We start from the raw sequence: 20,667 nt of genomic DNA on the forward strand, positions 1-20,667 counted from the left end.
TTACTCACTCCCTTCACCTTATACTTTAGTGACTTGTGCTTTTTTTACTTCGATCTTCTCCATATTGATCTTGCCCATACTTATCTGCAAGCTTAATAAATGGTAGATAAATCAATACTGCTACACAGAAATTGAACAACGCTAGCAATCCACCCATAATATTTCCACCTGTGGCTAGAAATCCACCAATACCCATTGGTGTAATCCATGGAATTGCCACAAATGTTGGTGGAACTAATCCACTTACTGTTGCAAGATATGCAATGAGAGTCAGTACAGCTGGGGTAATAATAAATGGTATAAAGAGAATTGGATTTAAAACAATTGGCATACCAAATATCATGGGTTCGTTAATTTGGAAAATTCCATTAGGTAAGCTTAGCTTAGCCACCTCTTTATATTCTTTACGTTTTTTTGTACCGATAAATATTGCTGCTATTAGTGCTAATGTTGCTCCTGACCCACCTAAGTGCACATAGGCGTCAAAAAACACCCTCGTTATGTTATTTGTTGCTACTAACCCCTGCTCAACTAAGTCTGCATTTTCTAAAAGCGCTGGTAAATAAACTGTATTCATAATAGGTTCTAATAAATTGGCTCCGTGTAGGCCAAAGAACCAGAATAAATTAATCAGCATAGCTGCTATCATGGCCGAAATAGGGCCTTGACCCAATATTAGAAGTGGTGCTTGAATCGTGTTATATATTAAATCGTATAAACTTGTATCACCAACAGTAGCAATGATATAAGCTACAATTCCTAAAGCATATACTGATGCAATTCCTGGTATTACAGCAGCAAAGGCTCTTCCTACTGCTGGTGGGACAGTATCTGGCATTTTAATAACCAGATTACGTTTTGTTAGTTTCACAAAAATTTCAGTTGCAATGATGGCTACCAAAAGTCCAGTAAATAACCCCGTTGCACTTAGGAAACTATTGTGGATATAACCCCCACCTGCATCCCCATGAGCTTGGGGTGTAACCGCAATAAATGCGCCAATGGAAATTAATCCAGCTGCTAATCCATCTACACCATACCCCTTGGCTAAGTTATAACCCGTTGAAAACACAACCAAAAGAGTCATAATTGAAAATGTGCCCCATAAAACATTCTCATTAATTCCCCTTAGAAATCCAAAAAACGGAACCCAGTCAAGCAGTGTGGCGTTTAGCAGTATAGCAAATGAACCCGCTAAAATCAAAGGCATAATACCAACAAACCCATCACGAATAGCGACTAAGTGTCTTTGTGCACCTATTTTAGATGCCGCAGGCATAAAGTACTTTTCCATAAACTCAATAAATTTTTTCATAATTATCCCCCTTTAATTTTAATCTAACTGTCTTAGAAAATTAAAGTATAAATAAGTCTACTCTAATAGTTTTAAAGCCTGCTCTAAAACAGCGTCTCCATTCATTCTTCCATAATTGATACCATCAATTATGGCTACTGGTACCCCCCTTCCAGCCAATGTCTTTTCCATTTTGCCTAACAAATATCTCACCTGTGGTCCTAACAATAAAACATCAATATGATCAAAATGTTTGGAAGCGTCGGATTCAGATACAGCAAAAATTTCAACCAAAACCCCTGTTTTGACTGCAGCTATATTCATTTTTGTTACCAACAAACTTGTAGACATACCTGCAGAGCATACTAGCATTACTCTTTTCATCACATTACCTCCTCCATTTTCAGACTATATTCATAATTTCATTTATCTAAAACTGTCTACGGCTAACAGCAGTGCACCCATAGTTGTCTCATGATATCCCCCCCTTTTTTCATCTTTGTCACATAATATACAGCAAGAGTGGTGCCAATTTTTCTGATTGTTAGATTAATATGCTTTTTTTCTATAGTTCAGCTATACCAGTTCTCCTGAATTCATTAAAAATTTCAAAAATTAAAAATAGTGTGCATATTTCATCGCACACTATTTTACACAGTTACACACTTTTAATTATAGTCGTTATATAAAGTCTCATTTTCATTATTAGACACTACTATTTTACAAATATGTGCCAACTCATGTTCACCTATATTTATTCCATAATTAACCTCTAAGGTTTTAAAACAGTTTTTGATCAGTATCATTTCTCTATTAAACTGGTCTTTATAAGATGCTAATTCATTAAAATCAGTTTGGCTCCCACCACTCTTTAATTTATCTAATAGAAAGCTGATGTGAAGAATAATCCCAATTATGGCCTCATATTTTACTTTTATATTTAACGTTCTTTCAATATTAGTAATTGTATCTCTTATCTCATCAATTACTTTCTCACCATCAATTTCTTTCAAGTGACTTTTTAAGGATTTGCCTATTTTAATATAATTTTCTTCATCCGTTACAACTTCTTCAAGATATTTCAGTCCATCACCAGCAATCATCTCTTCTGCTGATATGAAGAGAATATCACTCATATGGATATCTATGGTACTAATAATAGCTAAAATTTTATGATTTTTTTTATATTCATTTATTGAAGCCAAAAACGCTTTCCTATCGAGCATATTTAATGGTATGATCTCAAGATTATAACAATCGGTTAACTTCTCTTCGATCAGTCCCTTAAGTCGTTCTGATGCACCTTCTCCTGTAAAACAAGCTGTAATAATAATATTTTTCTTTATCTTCTTTATCATCTTTACTGCTTTACTAAAGTTACTATTTGTTAATCCCTCACCCCTCAAACTCTCGTAGATTTCATTGATACCTCTTCCTAATACAGCCTTTCTGCAAGCATCAATAACAATTGATGTGCTAACCATATCCACTGTTTTTACGATTATACCTGTTTCCTCATATATCATGTCGCCAAAATTAGTTAAGGATCCCATATCCACCAATAGCAATACGCCTCTGCCATTATCTAACTCCATAACTTGTTTTTTAGCTAACTCATACATATCTAAAGGATTTATACTAAGTGGCATATCTAAAGCAATGGCATGCTGCTCTCCCACTAATGTATTACTGACTTCCACCATACTACTTGCGGTTGTATTCCCATGCATAATAACGAGTATCCCTACCTTTAGCTTTTCCACTCCATCAAAATCTAAGGGATTCGTAATAAAAAACAAGGTTAAATACCCAACTTCATCTAAAGGCGTTTGAATATGAAATTTCTTATCGATAATTTTCACTGCTTCCATTGCTACTAAAAATTCATCTGGATATTCAACCCGAATTAAGTTTAATTTAGGGTGATAAATTTTCAAACCCTTGTTAACCCGTTCAATGAAGCAGTTGATGTGAAGTGCTAATCCATAATATATCTTTGGGTCATATTCTCTATTCATCTTATTCTGCGCCAATTGAAGGATTTCTTTCACCGTATCTAGGACTTCAATGTCTACAACTTTAGAAATTTCTGGTCTTCCAATGTCTTCATGTAGGTTGACAAGATATTTTTGAAAGTGACTCTCAATATCTATATTGATAATCTGATTAATCTCCTCAGCATCTATTCCAGATCTTTTTAAGTCTTCTAACTTTTTTTCTATTACATCATAAAAATCTCCCCCATGACTTGGCTCATTGATGATATTGGGCACTGCATCTTCTCTATAGTTAAATCGCAGAACATCTCCCTTTGTTTTTAAGAGTTGATCTATCTCAACTCTTAATTCATTAATTCTCATCATTCCTTTTTTTACATACTGAGGTAGATCTGACTGTGTAATTAATATATAATCTTCTTTTCTTGACTTGTAATTTACAAAAGCTTTTGCGCAGGTTAACTGAATATCACTCCCGAGCTGACCAATATTATTTGGACAATGGTAAAGAAGTAGCGAAATAAGAGAATTCTTATTTACATATATACTTTTTCCAATTCTCTTTGACTCCTTCTTTATAAAATATTCAATTAAATAATATCTCTCTCCTAGGCTTTTCTTTCTTAAAGGGGGCAAAGTAATAACCATTGGGATTCTTCTTGTAAATGTATTAAGTAAATAAGATTGAGGATCCTCTGTTGTGGCAGCAATGATTTGTACATCTACAGCAATGGCTTTTTCTGTTTCTCCTAGAGCCCTAAAAACACCTGTATCAATGTACGTAAACAGCATCTCTTGCCCTTGGGGTGACAGTCTATGTACTTCATCAAGAAATAGCATTCCTCCATTTGCCTTTTTCAGCAGACCGTCTCTATCCTTATCTGCACCTGTATATGCTCCCTTTTTAACACCAAATATTTGTGCCATTACCAGTTGAGGGTTATCAGCATAATCAGCACAATTAAATCTAATAAAGGAAGCTTCTTTTTCAATTACCTTTGATTCAAAAGCAAATTCATACATTATTTCTGCAAACATTGACTTCCCAACACCTGTTTCACCTAATATTAATGTATGTAGCCCTCTAGGTGGATATAAAATAGCAGCTTTAGCTTGTTGTATTGGTATTAGCAAGCTTTGTTGCTGTAGAATAATTTTATCTAGATTATTCTCAATAGATCCTGTTGTTTGAGATACTTTGCCCCTTTTAGTAGAAGTATATAGGACAGGTCTTCCTTCAATTTTGTCAATCCTCTTTTTTCCGTAAAGAGCATTTAAGTATCTACTTACATTAGATCTATCTGCTTTTAGTACTTCGCTAATTTCATAAGCAGAAATCCCTCGATTAAATTTTTCCTCCAACTGAGTCAATACCTCATATACCTTATCAATCTTTTTCATAATATTCCTCTTTCATTCAATTTATTTGACAATTCATGGGACAAGTAACAGTTTAATAAATTAACTTGAGAGTACTCACTATCCCTAAAATAATAACACTTAAATAAATTTATGATCTGAGTGAATTTGATATTTCTTAATCATTGATTATTCTAAATTTCAGTCAATAGAAAATTTGCTTTCCCACCAATTTTTTCTCCCATATTCACCTTTGTTTCAAACCCCCTATTGGTATTGTTGATTATATCTTCATCAATTTTGATGTGCCCCTTCTCCATTAATAAAATCACTGTGGAGCCTCCAAATTTAAAATATCCTTTTTCATCCCCTTTTTCAACTCTTTGTTTAGGCTGATAGGTCTGAATGATAGAACCTACACAGGTAGCCCCTACTTCAAAGTAAGCAATCTGACCAAACTCATCTGATTGGAACAATGTGAGTTCTCTTTTGTTTTGGCAGTATACTTCTGCAATTCGATTTAATGCAATTGGATTAACAGAATAGTACTGTCCCTTAATGGCTGTATACTCATGAGGGATTCCACCATCGGGAAAGTGGAAGCGATGATAATCTGAAGGATTAAGGCGAATAACAATACATGAACCACCATGGTATCCTTTAGCCAAATCTTCATCCTGAAAAAGTGCTTTCAGTGTATAGTTCATTCCCTTTACCTGTATCATTTTATCTTGATCAATGTCTGCATAGGCCAATAATCGTCCATCGGCTGGTGAAGCAAAAGCATCCAAGGCTTCACATATGGGACGTGCTTCTTTTTTTAGTTTTCTAGTAAAGAAATCATTGAAGTGTCGATAATCACCGATGCTTTTTCTATCCGCCTCTGTTAAATCGATGGAAAGATCTGAGACAAACTTAGCTATTTTTTTTCTACTGAAGGGTTGATCCTGCATCTTTCCATATAATGTTGAGAACCATTTTCTTTTTATGAGAAGTTCCAATGCTGTTGCACCACTTTTACGATCATGTAGCCATCGTAAAAAGCGATCCCCAGCAACGACTTCCTTTTCCTTTTTCCCTGTATTGCGATCGATATAATAAATGTCCATTTTCAACCCTCTTATCTATATTTTGATTTTGATTTTAGCCTTTGTAGCCTTCGCCGATTTATCACTATTTCAGATTGCTAAGTCAAGTTCAGCTAAATATCATAAGTCTTCTTTATTTTACAAGACTATCCCTTTAACTTCAATAAAAAGAGCGTCTTCGACGCTTTCGCTGGATGAAACAACTAAGCGATCAACACAATTTAGCAAACTAAATTGGTTGCCTGCTTATAGGGAAACCTAGTTTCCCTTCGACGACGACAAAGTCGTCTGAGCACCCTTCTGACTACGGAAGGGGAATACTTCCCCTTTCAACCCCTGTTTTTTATATAGTAGGAAAGGAGAACTTTCCTACTATATAAAAAAAGAATCCCATTGTGTTTACGCTACAGCAATGTGATTCTTCTTAAGCAGTTTATCCTTAGTGGTATGCTAAATGCCATCGTTTATTCTTAAAAACAACAAACTCACTTGTATACAGGGTTCCTGTATCGATTTCTATAATATAAGTATATTTTGATGGAACCCACTGGGATAATAGGGATTTGTCAATATAATAAAATTGTCTTGCTTGATTAAAGTTATTGGATTGGAAAAAAGTATTTAACTGCTTTTCGTCACTCCAGCTCATTTCTTCTCCGACTGGATAAACCCCCTCCTGGAGTTTATATTCTTCCACAACAGTTTTAACTTGCTCATAATGATCTTTGTATTTGTTATAGGCGTAATCTTCATACATAAAATACATGGGTAAACTGACACCGACTAGTATCAATAACACAAAAGTCATAAAAATACGCTTAAAATTATTATCTTTTCTTTCAACTGTAAATAAACTATCTAGCTTATCCATCAATGTTCCCATTAGCCCTCACTCCTAGATTTTTTAGATTTTTTAGATTTTTTAGATTTTTTAGATTTTTTAGATTTTTTAGATTTTTTAGATTTTTTATTATTATATCATTTTTGCTAATTTAGAGTATGTTAAAATTTACATTTATTTAACAATTTTTAAAGACTTTTCCATCAATTGACTTTTCAACTATTCCATGTTATATTCTAATTAATACTTATGGCTTTTCCTTTAATTAAGTCCTGTGAGACTGAAAGGGTTACGCATACAATGCGATGAATGTACAGAATACATGTTACCATGTACTTTGTACTATTTGTGTATACCTTAACCTTTGGTCTCTGACCAAAGGTTTTTTGTTTAAGCACTTGAAATTTTCAATAAAGAGGCATTAAAAATTTAAGTGCGCCATGAGTCCATGGGGTAGCATCAGAGGAATTTTCAGTTTTACAATCACCTTTAATTTGGTCCAGAGAGACTAAAAAGGGAGTTTAGCTCCCATACTACAAATCAGGGAGGAATTTTTATGTCACTAAAAGGAAGACACTTAATTGATCCAAACCAGTTGAGTTTAGCAGAGCTTGATAACATCATCACCTTAGGTTTAGAAATTTACCGTAATCCTAATCACTATCGGGAAATTTGTAAAGGTAAAATTTTAGGCACATTGTTTTATGAACCTAGTACACGAACACGATTAAGCTTCGAATCTGCAATGCTTCGAATGGGTGGAACTGTCCTTGGCTTTTCCGATGCCAATACCAGCTCAGCTAAAAAGGGAGAAAGTATTGCTGACACCATACGAGTACTAGATGATTATGCAGACCTCCTTGTCATGCGCCATCCCCGTGAAGGTGCACCACTACTGGCTTCCCAATATGCCACAGTTCCAATTGTCAATGGTGGAGATGGCGGTCATCAGCACCCTACACAAACATTAACCGATCTGATTACAATCCACCATAACAAGGGTAAAATCGAAAACTTAAAGGTTGCCTTTTGTGGAGATTTGCTGTTTGGAAGAACAGTCCACTCTCTTTTGAAAACCCTAAGTCGTTTTCCAAATATGGAGTTTGTTTTCATCTCTCCTTCCGAATTAAAAATTCCTAAACATCTAAAGGACGAAGTGATTAAAAGCAATAACGTTGAAATTGTTGAAACAACATTTTTGGAAAAGCATATGTCTGAAATTGATATTTTGTATATGACTCGCATTCAAAAAGAACGCTTTTTCAATGAGGAAGAGTACGTAAAATTAAAGGATAGTTATATATTAGACCTACAAAAACTAAGAAATGCGAAAGAAGACCTTTTGATTATGCATCCACTACCACGGGTCAATGAAATTCATCCTGAGGTAGATACAGATACTCGTGCAAAATATTTTGAACAAGCAAAACTAGGCGTTTATGTCAGAATGGCCTTAATGGCATTACAGTTGGGGGTGATTGAGTCATGTTAGAGGTAACTTCTATTCATAAAGGAATTGTGATTGACCATATTACATCTGGAAAAGGCTTGAAAATATTTCAAAAACTTAATTTAGACAAGATTTCTTCACCTGTGGTATTACTGATGAATGTATCTAGTAAAACATTAGGTAAAAAAGATGTCATTAAAATACAGGATGAAGTTGATTTAGACTTAACAATGCTAGGTCTGATTGACCAGAATATTACCATCAATTTAATTTCCCAAGGAGAAATCGCGGAAAAGAGACAGGTAAAATTGCCGGTCAAGGTTAAGGGATTATTTGAATGTAAGAACCCACGCTGCATCACTTCTGTTGATGATTATGCCCAGTCTGAGTTCACCCTTGTTCCCAATGGAAAAATCCAATATCGTTGTCATTACTGCGAGGAACTTACGGAATACAAACTATAGTTTTACAATGTATAAAAGCCTCTACATTAAAATTTAAAAAGGGAATTTCTAATTGATTTTCAATTAGAAATTCCCCTTTTAATCTTAAAATGTCATTGGTTTTTTATCACACGGGATATTAATTCATCTCATGTGTCCTCAAATCGTTCATTGACATTTCTTTTTTCTATTGAATGTACTTTAGGTAAAATATAGCCAGTTGCGTTCGATCTCTTACGTTGAGCTTTTCTAATAACTGAGTCACATAATTCCGTACCGTTCCCTCACTTAAATATAAGGCAGCAGAAATTTCCCGATTAGATAAACCCTCTCCTACCCATTTTATAATTTCATGCTCTCTCTCAGTCAGTTGCAAATCTAAGTGATGTTTCTCTTTTTCTTCCTTAAGCATTGAGGTCAGTACAGAGGCTATTTCTGTTTCAAATACTACATTTCCCTTACTTACGGTCCTCAGACTCTCTATAATGCTATCGGCGGACTGACTTTTTAAAATATATCCTTGGGCTCCATTTTTCAAGGCTTCTTTTATATACTGATCATCTTTAAATGTGGTTAATATAATGATTCGAATACTGCCAAAGCTTTCCTTAATCATCTTTGTAGCCAAGACACCATCCATTATAGGCATACGGATGTCCATTAGGATTAAATCTGGGGCATATTCTTTACAAAATTCAAATGCCTCTTGTCCATTGGAGGCAGTCCCCACCACTGTAAAATCGGCCTCTAGGTCAATTAAAATTTTTAAACTATCCCTGATTAGTGCATCATCGTCGACAATTAAAACCTTCAAGGATTCTCCCCCCTCCCACACAATCTACAGGTAACACACTTACTATTAACAATCCATGATCATTACTTACAGAAAAACTCCCCCCAGCATTCCTTACCCGCTCCCTCATTCCACTGATCCCTAAGTTTTCCTTTATGTCCTCACAGCCAACCCCATTATCCTTTATATACAGTCTAGTGAACTTTTCATTGCAATCTATAGAGACTTCAACCTTAGAGGCATTTGAATGCTTCGTTACATTGGTTAAGGCTTCTTTTATATTTGTCGTTAAAATTTCTAGATGAGTTGTGGTAATGTGATTAAAATCCCCTCTACATTTAAATTGTACTGGGCAAAATGAGAAATTCTCTACGAGCTTTCTGATATATTCTATTCCTAATTCTTCCTTAGGCTTGATATTATGCACTGTATCCCTTAAAATCACCAATGTGTTGGCTAGTTTTTCCACAGAATCCCCTAATAGCTCTTTAGACTTTTTCGAATCTTTATCGTACAACTTTTCTACCACCTGCATTTGCATTAAAATTCCAGCGATACTATGTCCTATATTATCATGAATCTCTCTTGCAATCCGATTTCGTTCCTTCACCTCTGTTAAATGTGCTATCTCCTTTGAAGAATTCATTAGCTTATTTTTTGTTGCTTCTAGTTCATATGTGAACTTCCGTTCAGAATCATAGGCTTTCCTTAAATTTCTTTCTTTATATGTCAGTTCTTTACTTATATATGCAAAAAAACTACACAGAAATATGATCAATATATAATTGTACAAGTCGTTCCCAGTTAAAAAATACACTCCCAAAGCAACCGATGGTAGCAGTCCCCAATATATTTCCTTGAAAATCAGGTCATGGGTTAACATCCCATAAAAAATGATAAAATAAGGATTTAGTTGCACAAACATCAATATGATACCAAATTCAACTACTAACAACCACTTTGAATTTATGTACTTTTCTCTTACTATATTTAAAATTACCATCACTAAAATACCCACTACATCTAGGTACGTTACTTGCCTATTTGTAATTGTCTGTGTCAAAACAAATAGGAAAAATATACTTTTAAATAGATACCTCATCATCTATCCCACATTTCTTAACTCATATTCAAAATCATTCTCATTTCTCGGATAAAACAAGGATCCCGATTTACTCATCAGTAGGGTCCTTGTGATTTCTATCAACTGATCACAATACCAGTTTACTATTCTCTTCATTTATTGTAAATATAAGTTATACTAGGTGATTATGAGTTACTTATCTATCTCTCATATTATTAATCACCTAGAACAACTTCTCACTTCTATTTTTTAATCAATAATATCTGTGTTCTTCCATGATCCCAGTAAAAAGAAAACCACTGCAAAGAGCATTAATATGAAAATCTCCTGTGTCATACTGCTTAAGGGATCACCATATAAGACCTTTGTTGCTCCCTCTAGGGCCCATGTCGTCGGTACGAATGTGGAGACTCTTTGTAAGGCTTCAGGCATGATTTCCCGAGGCCAAAAGCTTCCCCCTAGCATTACCATGGGAGTAACAATAAATGTTGAAAGTACGCCTAACTGGTGGACATCTTTAACCATAGAGCTTATTGCCAGACCTAGGGCAATGCATACAATACTAAAAACCAGTAAAATAACAAATAAATTGATAACCGAAGGCCCTAAGTCCATGTTAAATACCACGGACATGAAAAAGAGTACTAAGTTAATTTGTATGATAGAGAGCACTACAAAACTTAATATGTTTTGCATCATAAAGCTCTTTAAATGAATCGGTGCTGCAAAAATACGATAAAATGTTCTATTCTCCTTATCTTCTAGAATTAGAGTAGAGGATCTTAGGGAAAATACCAATATCCCCATAATTAAAAATCCGATTCCATTTGTTGTGATGATCTTACCTTGTACATTACTTTCTATCGAATGATATACTACATTAAAGCTTCCATCTCCATAAGCCTCTAAACCTGCATAAAATTTCTCCTGTTCTTCATTTGAGACCTCACTAATATTTTTTGCAGCATCTAAGAAGCTATCGACATACACCGCAATAGGACGAGATATGTTCGTATCCATACTGGCGTATCCTTGAATTTTAGGGTCCATATTTCCTATGATCTCATCAGTAAATCCTTCAGGAATATAGATCCCATATTGTATATTTAAATCCACAATTTCTCCTGACAAGTGGTCCTTTGGTATCCTGATCACCTGTCCCTTGTTCTCTAGATTGTTAATCAACATCTCCGTAAGGGGAGTCTGATCATCATCAGCTACCCCTACCCTTATGTTTGCTCCCCCGCCAGATGAAATCAATGTTACCATAAGGATGAAACCTAAGGGAATGAGTAACATGGTTACAATACCACTTTTACTTTTTAAGATTCTTCTTATATTATTTTCAAATATCGTCATATTACTTTTCTCCTTCCCTTTACAATCGATATCGTAAACACTGCCAATATCATTAACCACATAATCCCAATTGAACTCTTCACTTGCTCCATATTACCACTATAAATCGTGTTGAAAATCGCCCTTTGTGCATAATGATTTGGTGATAGTCCTCTCATGATCCCAAGCAAACCTCCTTGTTGGTCCAATGGCATATAGCCTCCTGCCACAAATGTAAATATGACCACCAAAATATTGGTTACAGAAGAAGCCACCTTAGAGCTACCAGACAATAAACATCCTACAATCCCTAAGCCCGTTGCAAATATAGACAAGGTCAAACAAGTAAACAGAATAATGTAGAGGTTATCTCCCCAATTCACATGATAAACATACTTTGTAAATAATATTAATACAACAGACTGAATAAATAAGGTGAGGGCCACTCCCAATGTACTTCCTATATAAATCTCATATCTCCTAATCGGTGCAGCTATTAAGCGTGATCCTTTGCTTTGAAACTTAATTTCAGCTATTGCACCACTTCCATATTCAGCTCCATACATGAGGATCATCACTAACATCGTAACTGCATAATAATCCATTGCTTTAGGTGTGCTTCCTGCGGTATCAATAGAGATATTTTCTATATTTTCATTTTTAGTAAAAAACATTTGTTCATTATCGCCCAGATAATGAATCAAGTCCATTTCTTCTCCATTATTTAACCGGATTTTTGCTTGTACTGTGTTTGCTCCATTAATGTACGAATCCACGACACTCTGTACAATAGAAGTCCTAAAACTACCTTGGACACTACTGAAAACCTGAATATCCGCCTGCTTTCCTTGATATACCCCATGGGAGTAATCCTCATCTATATAGACAAATGCCGTCATTTCTCTTTTTTCTATCATGGCAATTCCTGTATCATATGAATCCACCTCCTGGAGATCGATAATCTGATTGACCTCACCACTTTTCATAAACATTTCGAAATACCTAGATCCCGCTCCTGCATCCTGACTAAAATAAGCTACTTTTGTTGGGGATATGTCAGTAATGGTAAAATGATTACTTAGGGCTGTTCCTAAAATAAATATCAATATAATAGGTAGTAATATCATTTGGCTCATGGATTTTTTATCTCTTACATGCCTAAGTAGCTTATAATAGCTAATCTGTACTATCTTCATCTTCGCACCTCCTAATCTCTCAAGGATCTTCCTGTTAATGTCAAAAACACATCTTCTAAGGTGGGGGACTCCACATTAAATGACTGTACCTTGGAACCACTCTCAAGAACTGCATCAATAATCTCTCCGGTGTTTTTGCTATTCTTTTGAGAGATCACCTCAAGATATTGATCTCTTAATGTACATTCTCTGACACCATCAATTTTTTTTATATTCTCCCCGACAGTATGGCTTATGGTAGAGATTTCTACAGTAATTTTTTCCTCAGAGGAAATTAGTTCCTTCAACTCTTCCTTGGTTCCCTGGGCAATAATTTTCCCATGATCCATGATCGTCACATCTGTGCAAATTTCCTCTACCTCCTCCATATAATGTGAGGTATAAATGACGGTGGAGCCCATTTGGTTTAAGGCTTTCACTGATTGAAGTATTAAATTTCGTGATTGAGGGTCGATACCAACTGTAGGCTCATCCATAATAATCAATTTGGGCTTATGTGCAATAGCGCATGCAATATTTAACCTTCTTTTCATTCCTCCAGAATAGTTCTTTGAAAATTGCTTTCTTCTATCCCACAAACCCACAAAGGCCAGTGCCTCTTCAACACCTTGTTTCAATGAACTTCCCTTTAATCCATACAATTTTCCAAAGAAGGTTACATTTTCTTCCGCCGTTAAATCTTCAAAGATTGCGATGTCCTGGGGTACAATTCCAATGTGACTTTTAACAAACATTTCATGTTTTTTAATGTCCTTCCCTAGGATTTTGATTTCTCCTCCATCAATTCTAGCTAGACCTATCATCATATTAATCATGGTGCTTTTTCCGGCACCATTGGGGCCTAATAACCCAAAAATTGCGCCTTCTTTTATACTTAAGTTTACATGATCCACAGCAATTGACTCACCATATCTTTTCACTATATTTCTCACTTCAACAATCATGAATTTCCCTCCTCATTATTAAATCTATTTCTATATCCTAATCATACAATCTTCCCAGCCTCTATCATAGTGACTAAAAGCATAAAACCATATGACAAATGTCATATGGTTTTGTTCTTTTAGTCTACTTTGAAAATCTATTTTCTAATTAGCTTTCTAAATAATTTTTCGACTTCCTGGCTTAACAAGTTCCGTCTTTCCTTCTTTGCACATTGGACATTCATCTGTTTCATATGAAACAACCTCTGTTGTTAATGCTGCCCTAAGTTTTGTACCGAATTGAATTTCACCATTACTTCGATCGATTAGTAGGGATACACCCACCACTTCTCCACCCTGAGCCTTCACTACTTCCATTACCTCTCTTACGGAGCCTCCTGTGGTGATGACATCCTCTGCAATCAGCACCCTTGCCCCCTTGGGAATTGTAAATCCCCTTCGTAGGGTCATCTTGCCATTTTCTCTTTCTGCAAATAGGTTTTTTACCCCTAGCTGTCTTGCCATTTCATAAGCAAGGATCACACCACCCATGGCAGGTCCAACAACAATATCAATTTGATCATCCTTAAATTCCTCTGCTAGGCCTTTAGAAATTTCCTCTGTAAACTTTGGGTATTGTAAAATTTGTGCACATTGCATATATTGATCACTATGTCTTCCTGAGGTTAATAAAAAATGCCCCTTTAATAACACATTTGATTCCGTTAATATCTCAATTACTCGTTTTTCACTGATCATCATCATTCCTCCTATTTGTTAATCATAGACGTTAACCTAAACCAGTTCTATCCAAAAGATCCTTCGACTTCGTTTCACTCCACTCAGGATGACAAATTATGGCTTAAGTTAACGCTAATGATTTATTATTAAAATACGCACCATTATAAACTCCCTCGAATCTCCTTTAAGTCCTTAATGCTGTATTGCTCCATATACCCTTGTATTCCCTCTATCACATCAATGGTTGCCCTGGGGTTGATAAAGTTTGCTGTGCCCACAGCGACACCACTGGCTCCTGCTAATATAAACTCTACAGCATCCTCCCCAGTCATAATGCCTCCCATTCCGATAATGGGTACATCCACTGCATTGGCCACTTGGTAAACCATCCGAAGGGCCACGGGCTTAATGGCCGGTCCTGAAAATCCACCCATGACATTAGCTAATATAGGCTTTCTTTTATGAATGTCAATTGCCATCCCTAAGAGGGTATTGATTAAGGAGATTCCATCGGCGCCGCCTGCCACCGCAGCCTTGGCAATGGGTACAATATCCGTCACATTAGGTGTTAGCTTCACAATCAAAGGCTGTTTGGCTACCTTTTTCACTGCCTTGGTCACTTCCTCTACCATAAAGGGATCGGTCCCAAAGCAAACCCCACCGGCCTTCACATTGGGACAGGAAATGTTCAACTCTAATAAATCAACATCGGCATCCCCTAATTTTTTCACTACTTCACAATAATCCTCTATGGTTCTTCCTGCAATATTCACGATGATTTTAGTATTATATTGTCTAAGGAAGGGAATGTCCTTTTCAATGAACTCATCCACCCCTGGGTTTTGTAATCCAACACTATTTAACATTCCCCCATAGGTTTCAGCAATTCTCGGGCTGGGGTTGCCCTTCCATGGCTCATTGGCCACCCCTTTGACCACCACAGCACCTAGTTGGTTTAAATCCACATACTCCCCATACTCTCTACCTGATCCAAATGTTCCCGAAGCCGTCATCACAGGATTTTTAAGCTCCACTCCCGCAATATTCACTTTCATATTCACCTTAGTCATCCCAGATCACCTCGTCACTCCAAAATACAGGTCCATCCTTACAAACCCGTTTGTTTTGCCAGTCTTGATCTTGCTTTTTCTTTGTTTTACAGGTGCATCCCACACAAGCCCCAATCCCACAGGCCATCCGTTCTTCCATGGAAACCTGGGCTTTAATTTCCTGCTCTGCTGCCCATTTGGCAACAGCCCATAGCATGGACTTGGGTCCACAGCTGTAGATCATATCCGCTTTATGCTTTCTCTCTTTTAGGATATCCATGACATTTCCCTTTGTCCCTACACTGCCATCCTCCGTGGCAACATATACCTTTGCTCCATATTTTTCAAAGGTTTTCACTAGTATTGGATGACATCGAAAACCCAGATATACTTCTATATTCCCCTTTAATTGCTTCACCAATTCCAACAAGGGTGGGGTACCGATGCCGCCACCTATGACGATGTGATCTTTTGCATCCTCAGGAATCATAAAACCATTCCCCAAGGGTCCAATCATTTCTACCTCTTCCCCTACCATCATTTGTGACAGGGCCTTTGTTCCCTTTCCTAACACAGCATACACAAGGGTTAATGTATTAAATTCAGGATCGATTTCACAAATGCTAATGGGTCTAGGGAGTAGACTTCCAGGATACTTACAATGGATATTTACAAATTGCCCTACCTTTGCACTTTTTACAATTTCCTCAGCAGATAAGACCATCTTATACATATCCGGTGCAATTTCAATGTGCTCTATTATCCTTGCATAACAGGTACTTTTCAAGACTTCACCCCCAAATTAATCACTTCTATGTTTTCCATGGAAACCTCCGACTCCAATACTGTCAATAAAGCGGCCACTGTATCTAAGGATGTGACAACCCCTACGGAGGACTCTACTGCAGCACGGCGAATTTTAAATCCATCTCTGTTCGTATCATTTCCCTTTGTTGGTGTGTTAACCACTAGGTCTACCTCACCCTGTCGAATAACATCCAAGATATTGGGTTGATCTTCCCCTATTTTGTTTACTTCTCTAGCTTCCATCCCATGCTTTCGTAAAAACTTTGCGGTTCCTGCTGTGGCGATAAATTCATAATTTTTTTCAGCAAATTTTTTGGCCAGTGGCAGAAACTCTTCTTTGTCCTGATCCTTTATCGTCACCAAAACCCTTCCATCTTGTTTTAGTAGGGGGATTTTAGCTGCTAGGCAGCCTTTGTACAATGCTTCCACCCAATCTCTTCCGACGCCTAAAACCTCTCCAGTGGATCTCATCTCTGGTCCAAGGCTGACCTCCACCAAGGGTAGCTTTTCCGTAGAAAATACGGGTACCTTTACACCTACCATTTCAGACTCTTTATACAGACCAGTTCCATATCCCATATCTATAATTTTCTCACCCAGCATCACCCTTGTTGCCAATGCAATAATTGGCACTTCTGCTACCTTACTAATATAAGGTACCGTTCTGCTAGATCTCGGGTTCACTTCGATAATGTAAAGTTCATTTTCATATTCGATGAACTGAATGTTAATCATCCCTTGTACCCTTAATGCTAAGGCAATTCGCTTTGTATAGTCTATTATCTTCTCCTTAATTTCTTCTGATACGTTTTGACTTGGATACATGGATATACTATCTCCAGAATGAATCCCAGCTCTTTCTAAATGCTCCATTATCCCAGGAATCAAGATTTCTTCCCCATCACATAAGGCATCGACTTCAATTTCTGTACCAATTAAATAGCGGTCAATGAGCACTGGGGTTTTCTTGTCTCGCTCAAATGAATCTCCTAGATATCTTATTAATTCCTTTTCCTCATAGGTAATTTCCATTCCCTGCCCCCCAAGGACGTAGGAGGGACGCACTAATACGGGATATCCTAATGTTTCTGCTACAACTAGACCCTCCTCTAGGCTCCACACAGCCTTCCCTTTAGGCCTGTCAATGTTCAGTTCTTCCATTAGAGCCTCAAACTTCTCTCGATCCTCTGCCACATCAATTTGCTCTGGCTGGGTCCCTAGGATTGGAATATTCATTTCCCTAAAGAATTTAGCTAATTTAATTGCTGTCTGTCCTCCAAACTGTAGAATCACACCATTTGGTTTTTCCTTTTCAACAATATTCAAGACATCTTCCTCGGTTAAGGGTTCAAAGTATAACTTATCGGATATGTCAAAGTCTGTGCTAACTGTCTCTGGATTGTTATTCACCATGATTGTTTCAATTCCTGCTTTTCTTAGGGCTAACACACTATGAACACAGCAGTAATCAAATTCGATTCCCTGACCAATTCGAATGGGTCCCGAGCCAATAACCATCACCTTTTTCCTCTCACTTACCACCACTTCATCCTCTTGGTCATAGGTAGAGTAATAGTAAGGGGAAACAGCTTCAAATTCACCCCCACAGGTATCTACCATTTTATAAACCGGATGAATATCAAACTGGCTTCTTAGCTCATAGATCTTTTGGGGACTGCATCCTATTAAATCACCCATTCCCTTATCGGAAAAACCCCTCTTTTTTAGTTCCCTTAACCACTCCTCGGTTACATGTTCTACCCTTGTTTTCCTTAGTTTTTCTTCCTCTTCCACGATTCCTTTAATTTTTTCTACAAAGAATGGATCCATCCCAGTAATTTCACTAACCTTATCTACTCGGTAGTTTCTTCGAAGCATCTCTGCTAAATCAAATATTCTTTCATCATCAGGAATTTGAACCCTTGCCTTTAATTCATCTATGGTTCGATTTCTTGAAGCTTGATGAACTAGGGAGTATTGTCCAATTTCCAATGAACGAATTCCCTTTAAAAAAGCTGCTTCGAAGTTATTTGCAATGGCCATGACTTCTCCAGTAGCCATCATCTTAGTCCCTAAACTTCGATTGGCACCGTGAAATTTATCAAAGGGCCACTTGGGTATTTTAACAACCACATAATCCAATGTGGGCTCAAAGCAGGCATAGGTCTTTTTCGTCACTGCATTTTTAATTTCATCCAGTCCAAAGCCCAGGGCAATCTTAGCGGCTACCTTGGCAATGGGATAACCCGTTACCTTAGAAGCAAGGGCTGAAGACCGACTGACCCTTGGATTAATTTCAATGACCACATAGGCAAAGCTATGGGGGTCTAGGGCGAACTGTACATTACAGCCTCCTTCTATTCCGATGGCGTTGATAATGTCAATGGATGCGCTTCGGAGCATCTGGTATTCCTTATCTGAAAGGGTTTGAGAGGGTGCCACCACAATACTATCTCCCGTATGCACACCAACAGGATCAATGTTTTCCATATTACATACAGTGATGCAGTTCCCAGATCCATCTCGCATCACCTCATATTCAATTTCCTTCCAACCTTTGATACTTCTTTCTAGTAATACTTGTCCCACGGGACTTAGGTGCAGTCCAGCCGTCAAAATCGTCTTCAAGGCTTCTGGGTCATCTGCGATTCCGCCTCCAGCTCCCCCTAATGTATAGGCAGGTCTGACAATCACCGGGTAGCCAATCTCTTCTGCAAAGCTCAACCCGTCCTCTAGCTTTGTAATAATCTCACTTTCTATGCTAGGCTGCTGTATTTTTTCCATCAGGTTTTTAAAGAGCTCACGATCTTCTCCTTTTTTAATGGATTCAATAGATGTCCCAATCACCCGTACACCATATTTGTTTAATATCCCCTGATCATGGAGCTCCACTGCTAAGTTGAGTCCCGTTTGTCCTCCCATACCCGCAATCAAACTATCCGGTCGTTCTTTTTCTATAATTTTCTCTATGATTTCTACTTTTAATGGTTCTATATAAATTTTATCCGCCATTTCTCGATCCGTCATAATGGTAGCGGGATTACTATTCACTAGGACAACCTCAACGCCTTCCTCCTTCAACGCTTGGCAGGCTTGGGTACCTGCATAATCGAATTCCGCTGCCTGTCCAATGGTGATGGGTCCTGACCCAATTACAAGTACTTTTCTTATACTGTGATCTCTTGGCATATGAGTTCTCCTCCTAACATTTTCATGAATCTGTCAAATAAATACCCTGTGTCCTGGGGACCTGGGCATGCCTCTGGATGAAACTGCACACTGAAAATAGGTAGGGTTTTATGCTGCATCCCTTCAATTGTTTCATCATTTAAGTTGATGTGGGTCACTACCATTTCCTTAGGTAGGTCCTCATTCTTGACCACATACCCATGGTTTTGAGAGGTGATATACACCTTGCTATTAATCAAGTCCTTAACTGGGTGATTACAGCCTCGATGCCCAAATTTTAGCTTTGAGGTATTACCCCCTAGGCTCAGGGCTAAAAGCTGATGTCCTAAACAGATGCCGAATATCGGTTTCTTTCCAATCAATTGTTTGATATTCTCAATGACAGACTCTAAGTCCTGTGGGTCTCCTGGTCCGTTTGATAGAAAGATGCCGTCGGGATTGACAGCTAAAACTTCTTCTGCCCTAGTATTGGCTGGGAACACTGTTATCCTACAGTTCCGCTTTCGAAAGGAACGTAATATATTTTCCTTAACACCAAAGTCCATCACTGCAATATGTTTTCCTGTTCCCTGAATTTCATAAACATCCTCAGTCGTGACAGCTTCAACAGCCTTTTCATTACTAAATGCACTCAATTTCGCTTGAATTTCTTGAGTTGTTAGTTCCTCCGTTGTGATAATCCCCTTCATGGTTCCATTATTTCTCAATACTTTAGTCAGCGCCCTTGTGTCAATCCCCTGTAATCCCATAATTTGATTTTGTTTTAAATATCCATCTAAGTCCATCTCACAACGCCAGTTACTTGGTTTGACGCACTGCTCTCTGACAATTAAAGCCTTTACCCTTACTTTGGAGGATTCCACATCCTCTAGGTTTATTCCATAATTGCCCATCAATGGATAGGTCATGGTCACAATTTGTCCATGGTAGGATGGATCCGTTAGAATCTCTTGATAACCTGTCATTCCCGTATTGAAAACCACCTCTCCAACGCTTTCCCCTATATATCCAAAGGCCTTGCCTTCAAATATGCTTCCATTTTCTAAAATAAGTTTTGCCTTCATTTTTTTGCCTC

Annotated in this window: 18 protein-coding genes; 2 read left to right on the top strand and 16 right to left on the bottom strand. The window is 37.3% G+C overall.

Going from position 1 to position 20,667, the window contains the following annotated elements:
* Positions 1 to 25 precede the first annotated feature (25 nt).
* The 5 genes from AMET_RS20590 to AMET_RS20610 all read right to left on the bottom strand — a co-directional run bounded on the left by AMET_RS20590 (position 26) and on the right by AMET_RS20610 (position 6,621).
* On the bottom strand, positions 26 to 1,315 hold the full coding sequence (locus AMET_RS20590; RefSeq protein ID WP_012065223.1) for a PTS sugar transporter subunit IIC: 1,290 nt from the start codon (positions 1,313 to 1,315) through the stop codon (positions 26 to 28).
* A gap of 57 nt (positions 1,316 to 1,372) precedes the next feature.
* Entirely contained in the window at positions 1,373 to 1,678 is a 306-nt protein-coding gene (locus AMET_RS20595; RefSeq protein WP_012065224.1) for a PTS sugar transporter subunit IIB, read from the bottom strand.
* 284 nt (positions 1,679 to 1,962) lie between these two features.
* The gene (locus AMET_RS20600) at positions 1,963 to 4,692 is read right to left on the bottom strand and encodes a sigma-54-dependent transcriptional regulator (RefSeq protein ID WP_012065225.1); all 2,730 of its coding nucleotides are present in this window, start codon (positions 4,690 to 4,692) and stop codon (positions 1,963 to 1,965) included.
* Between the two features lie 152 nt (positions 4,693 to 4,844).
* Positions 4,845 to 5,759, bottom strand: coding sequence for a phosphatidylserine decarboxylase (locus AMET_RS20605; protein ID WP_012065226.1), 915 nt, complete (start codon positions 5,757 to 5,759; stop codon positions 4,845 to 4,847).
* Positions 5,760 to 6,177: 418 nt separating this feature from the next.
* Entirely contained in the window at positions 6,178 to 6,621 is a 444-nt protein-coding gene (locus AMET_RS20610) for a hypothetical protein (RefSeq protein WP_012065227.1), read from the bottom strand.
* A 514-nt stretch (positions 6,622 to 7,135) separates the two neighbouring features.
* On the opposite strand from AMET_RS20610, the gene pyrB reads away from it, so the two are divergent.
* A complete protein-coding gene (gene pyrB, locus AMET_RS20615) occupies positions 7,136 to 8,071 on the top strand; it encodes an aspartate carbamoyltransferase (protein ID WP_012065228.1) in 936 nt (311 codons plus the stop codon).
* Positions 8,065 to 8,493: an aspartate carbamoyltransferase regulatory subunit gene (locus AMET_RS20620; protein WP_012065229.1), complete on the top strand. Its 429-nt coding sequence runs from the start codon at positions 8,065 to 8,067 to the stop codon at positions 8,491 to 8,493. Before pyrB ends, AMET_RS20620 begins: the two co-directional genes overlap by 7 nt.
* Before the next feature lie 166 nt (positions 8,494 to 8,659).
* Here AMET_RS20620 and AMET_RS20625 read toward each other — a convergent pair whose 3' ends face one another.
* The 11 genes from AMET_RS20625 to AMET_RS20670 form a co-directional block, all read right to left on the bottom strand.
* A complete protein-coding gene (locus AMET_RS20625) occupies positions 8,660 to 9,286 on the bottom strand; it encodes a response regulator (protein WP_012065230.1) in 627 nt (208 codons plus the stop codon).
* Positions 9,261 to 10,328, bottom strand: coding sequence for a sensor histidine kinase (locus tag AMET_RS20630; protein WP_207636406.1), 1,068 nt, complete (start codon positions 10,326 to 10,328; stop codon positions 9,261 to 9,263). Before AMET_RS20630 ends, AMET_RS20625 begins: the two co-directional genes overlap by 26 nt.
* Before the next feature lie 42 nt (positions 10,329 to 10,370).
* Positions 10,371 to 10,505 carry a hypothetical protein gene (locus tag AMET_RS26985; RefSeq protein ID WP_278184223.1) on the bottom strand — a complete coding sequence of 45 codons (135 nt, stop codon included), beginning with the start codon at positions 10,503 to 10,505 and terminating at the stop codon, positions 10,371 to 10,373.
* Between the two features lie 93 nt (positions 10,506 to 10,598).
* Positions 10,599 to 11,708 (bottom strand): ABC transporter permease, encoded by a 1,110-nt coding sequence (locus AMET_RS20635; protein ID WP_012065232.1) that lies wholly within the window; start codon positions 11,706 to 11,708, stop codon positions 10,599 to 10,601.
* Positions 11,705 to 12,883, bottom strand: a complete 1,179-nt coding sequence (locus tag AMET_RS20640; RefSeq protein WP_012065233.1) for an ABC transporter permease — start codon at positions 12,881 to 12,883, stop codon at positions 11,705 to 11,707. Before AMET_RS20640 ends, AMET_RS20635 begins: the two co-directional genes overlap by 4 nt.
* An 11-nt stretch (positions 12,884 to 12,894) precedes the next feature.
* On the bottom strand, positions 12,895 to 13,827 hold the full coding sequence (locus tag AMET_RS20645) for an ABC transporter ATP-binding protein (protein ID WP_012065234.1): 933 nt from the start codon (positions 13,825 to 13,827) through the stop codon (positions 12,895 to 12,897).
* Positions 13,828 to 13,983: 156 nt separating this feature from the next.
* Positions 13,984 to 14,565, bottom strand: a complete 582-nt coding sequence (gene pyrE / locus AMET_RS20650) for an orotate phosphoribosyltransferase (RefSeq protein WP_012065235.1) — start codon at positions 14,563 to 14,565, stop codon at positions 13,984 to 13,986.
* Positions 14,566 to 14,708: 143 nt separating this feature from the next.
* A complete protein-coding gene (locus AMET_RS20655) occupies positions 14,709 to 15,617 on the bottom strand; it encodes a dihydroorotate dehydrogenase (RefSeq protein WP_012065236.1) in 909 nt (302 codons plus the stop codon).
* Positions 15,610 to 16,383: a dihydroorotate dehydrogenase electron transfer subunit gene (locus AMET_RS20660; protein WP_012065237.1), complete on the bottom strand. Its 774-nt coding sequence runs from the start codon at positions 16,381 to 16,383 to the stop codon at positions 15,610 to 15,612. Before AMET_RS20660 ends, AMET_RS20655 begins: the two co-directional genes overlap by 8 nt.
* Entirely contained in the window at positions 16,380 to 19,592 is a 3,213-nt protein-coding gene (carB, locus tag AMET_RS20665) for a carbamoyl-phosphate synthase large subunit (RefSeq protein ID WP_012065238.1), read from the bottom strand. The genes AMET_RS20660 and carB overlap by 4 nt, the downstream gene beginning before the upstream one ends.
* Positions 19,571 to 20,656 (bottom strand): carbamoyl phosphate synthase small subunit, encoded by a 1,086-nt coding sequence (locus tag AMET_RS20670; protein WP_012065239.1) that lies wholly within the window; start codon positions 20,654 to 20,656, stop codon positions 19,571 to 19,573. Before AMET_RS20670 ends, carB begins: the two co-directional genes overlap by 22 nt.
* Positions 20,657 to 20,667: the final 11 nt, after the last annotated feature.

It is taken from the genome of Alkaliphilus metalliredigens QYMF (assembly GCF_000016985.1).
In the GTDB taxonomy this organism is placed as follows: domain Bacteria; phylum Bacillota; class Clostridia; order Peptostreptococcales; family Natronincolaceae; genus Alkaliphilus_A; species Alkaliphilus_A metalliredigens.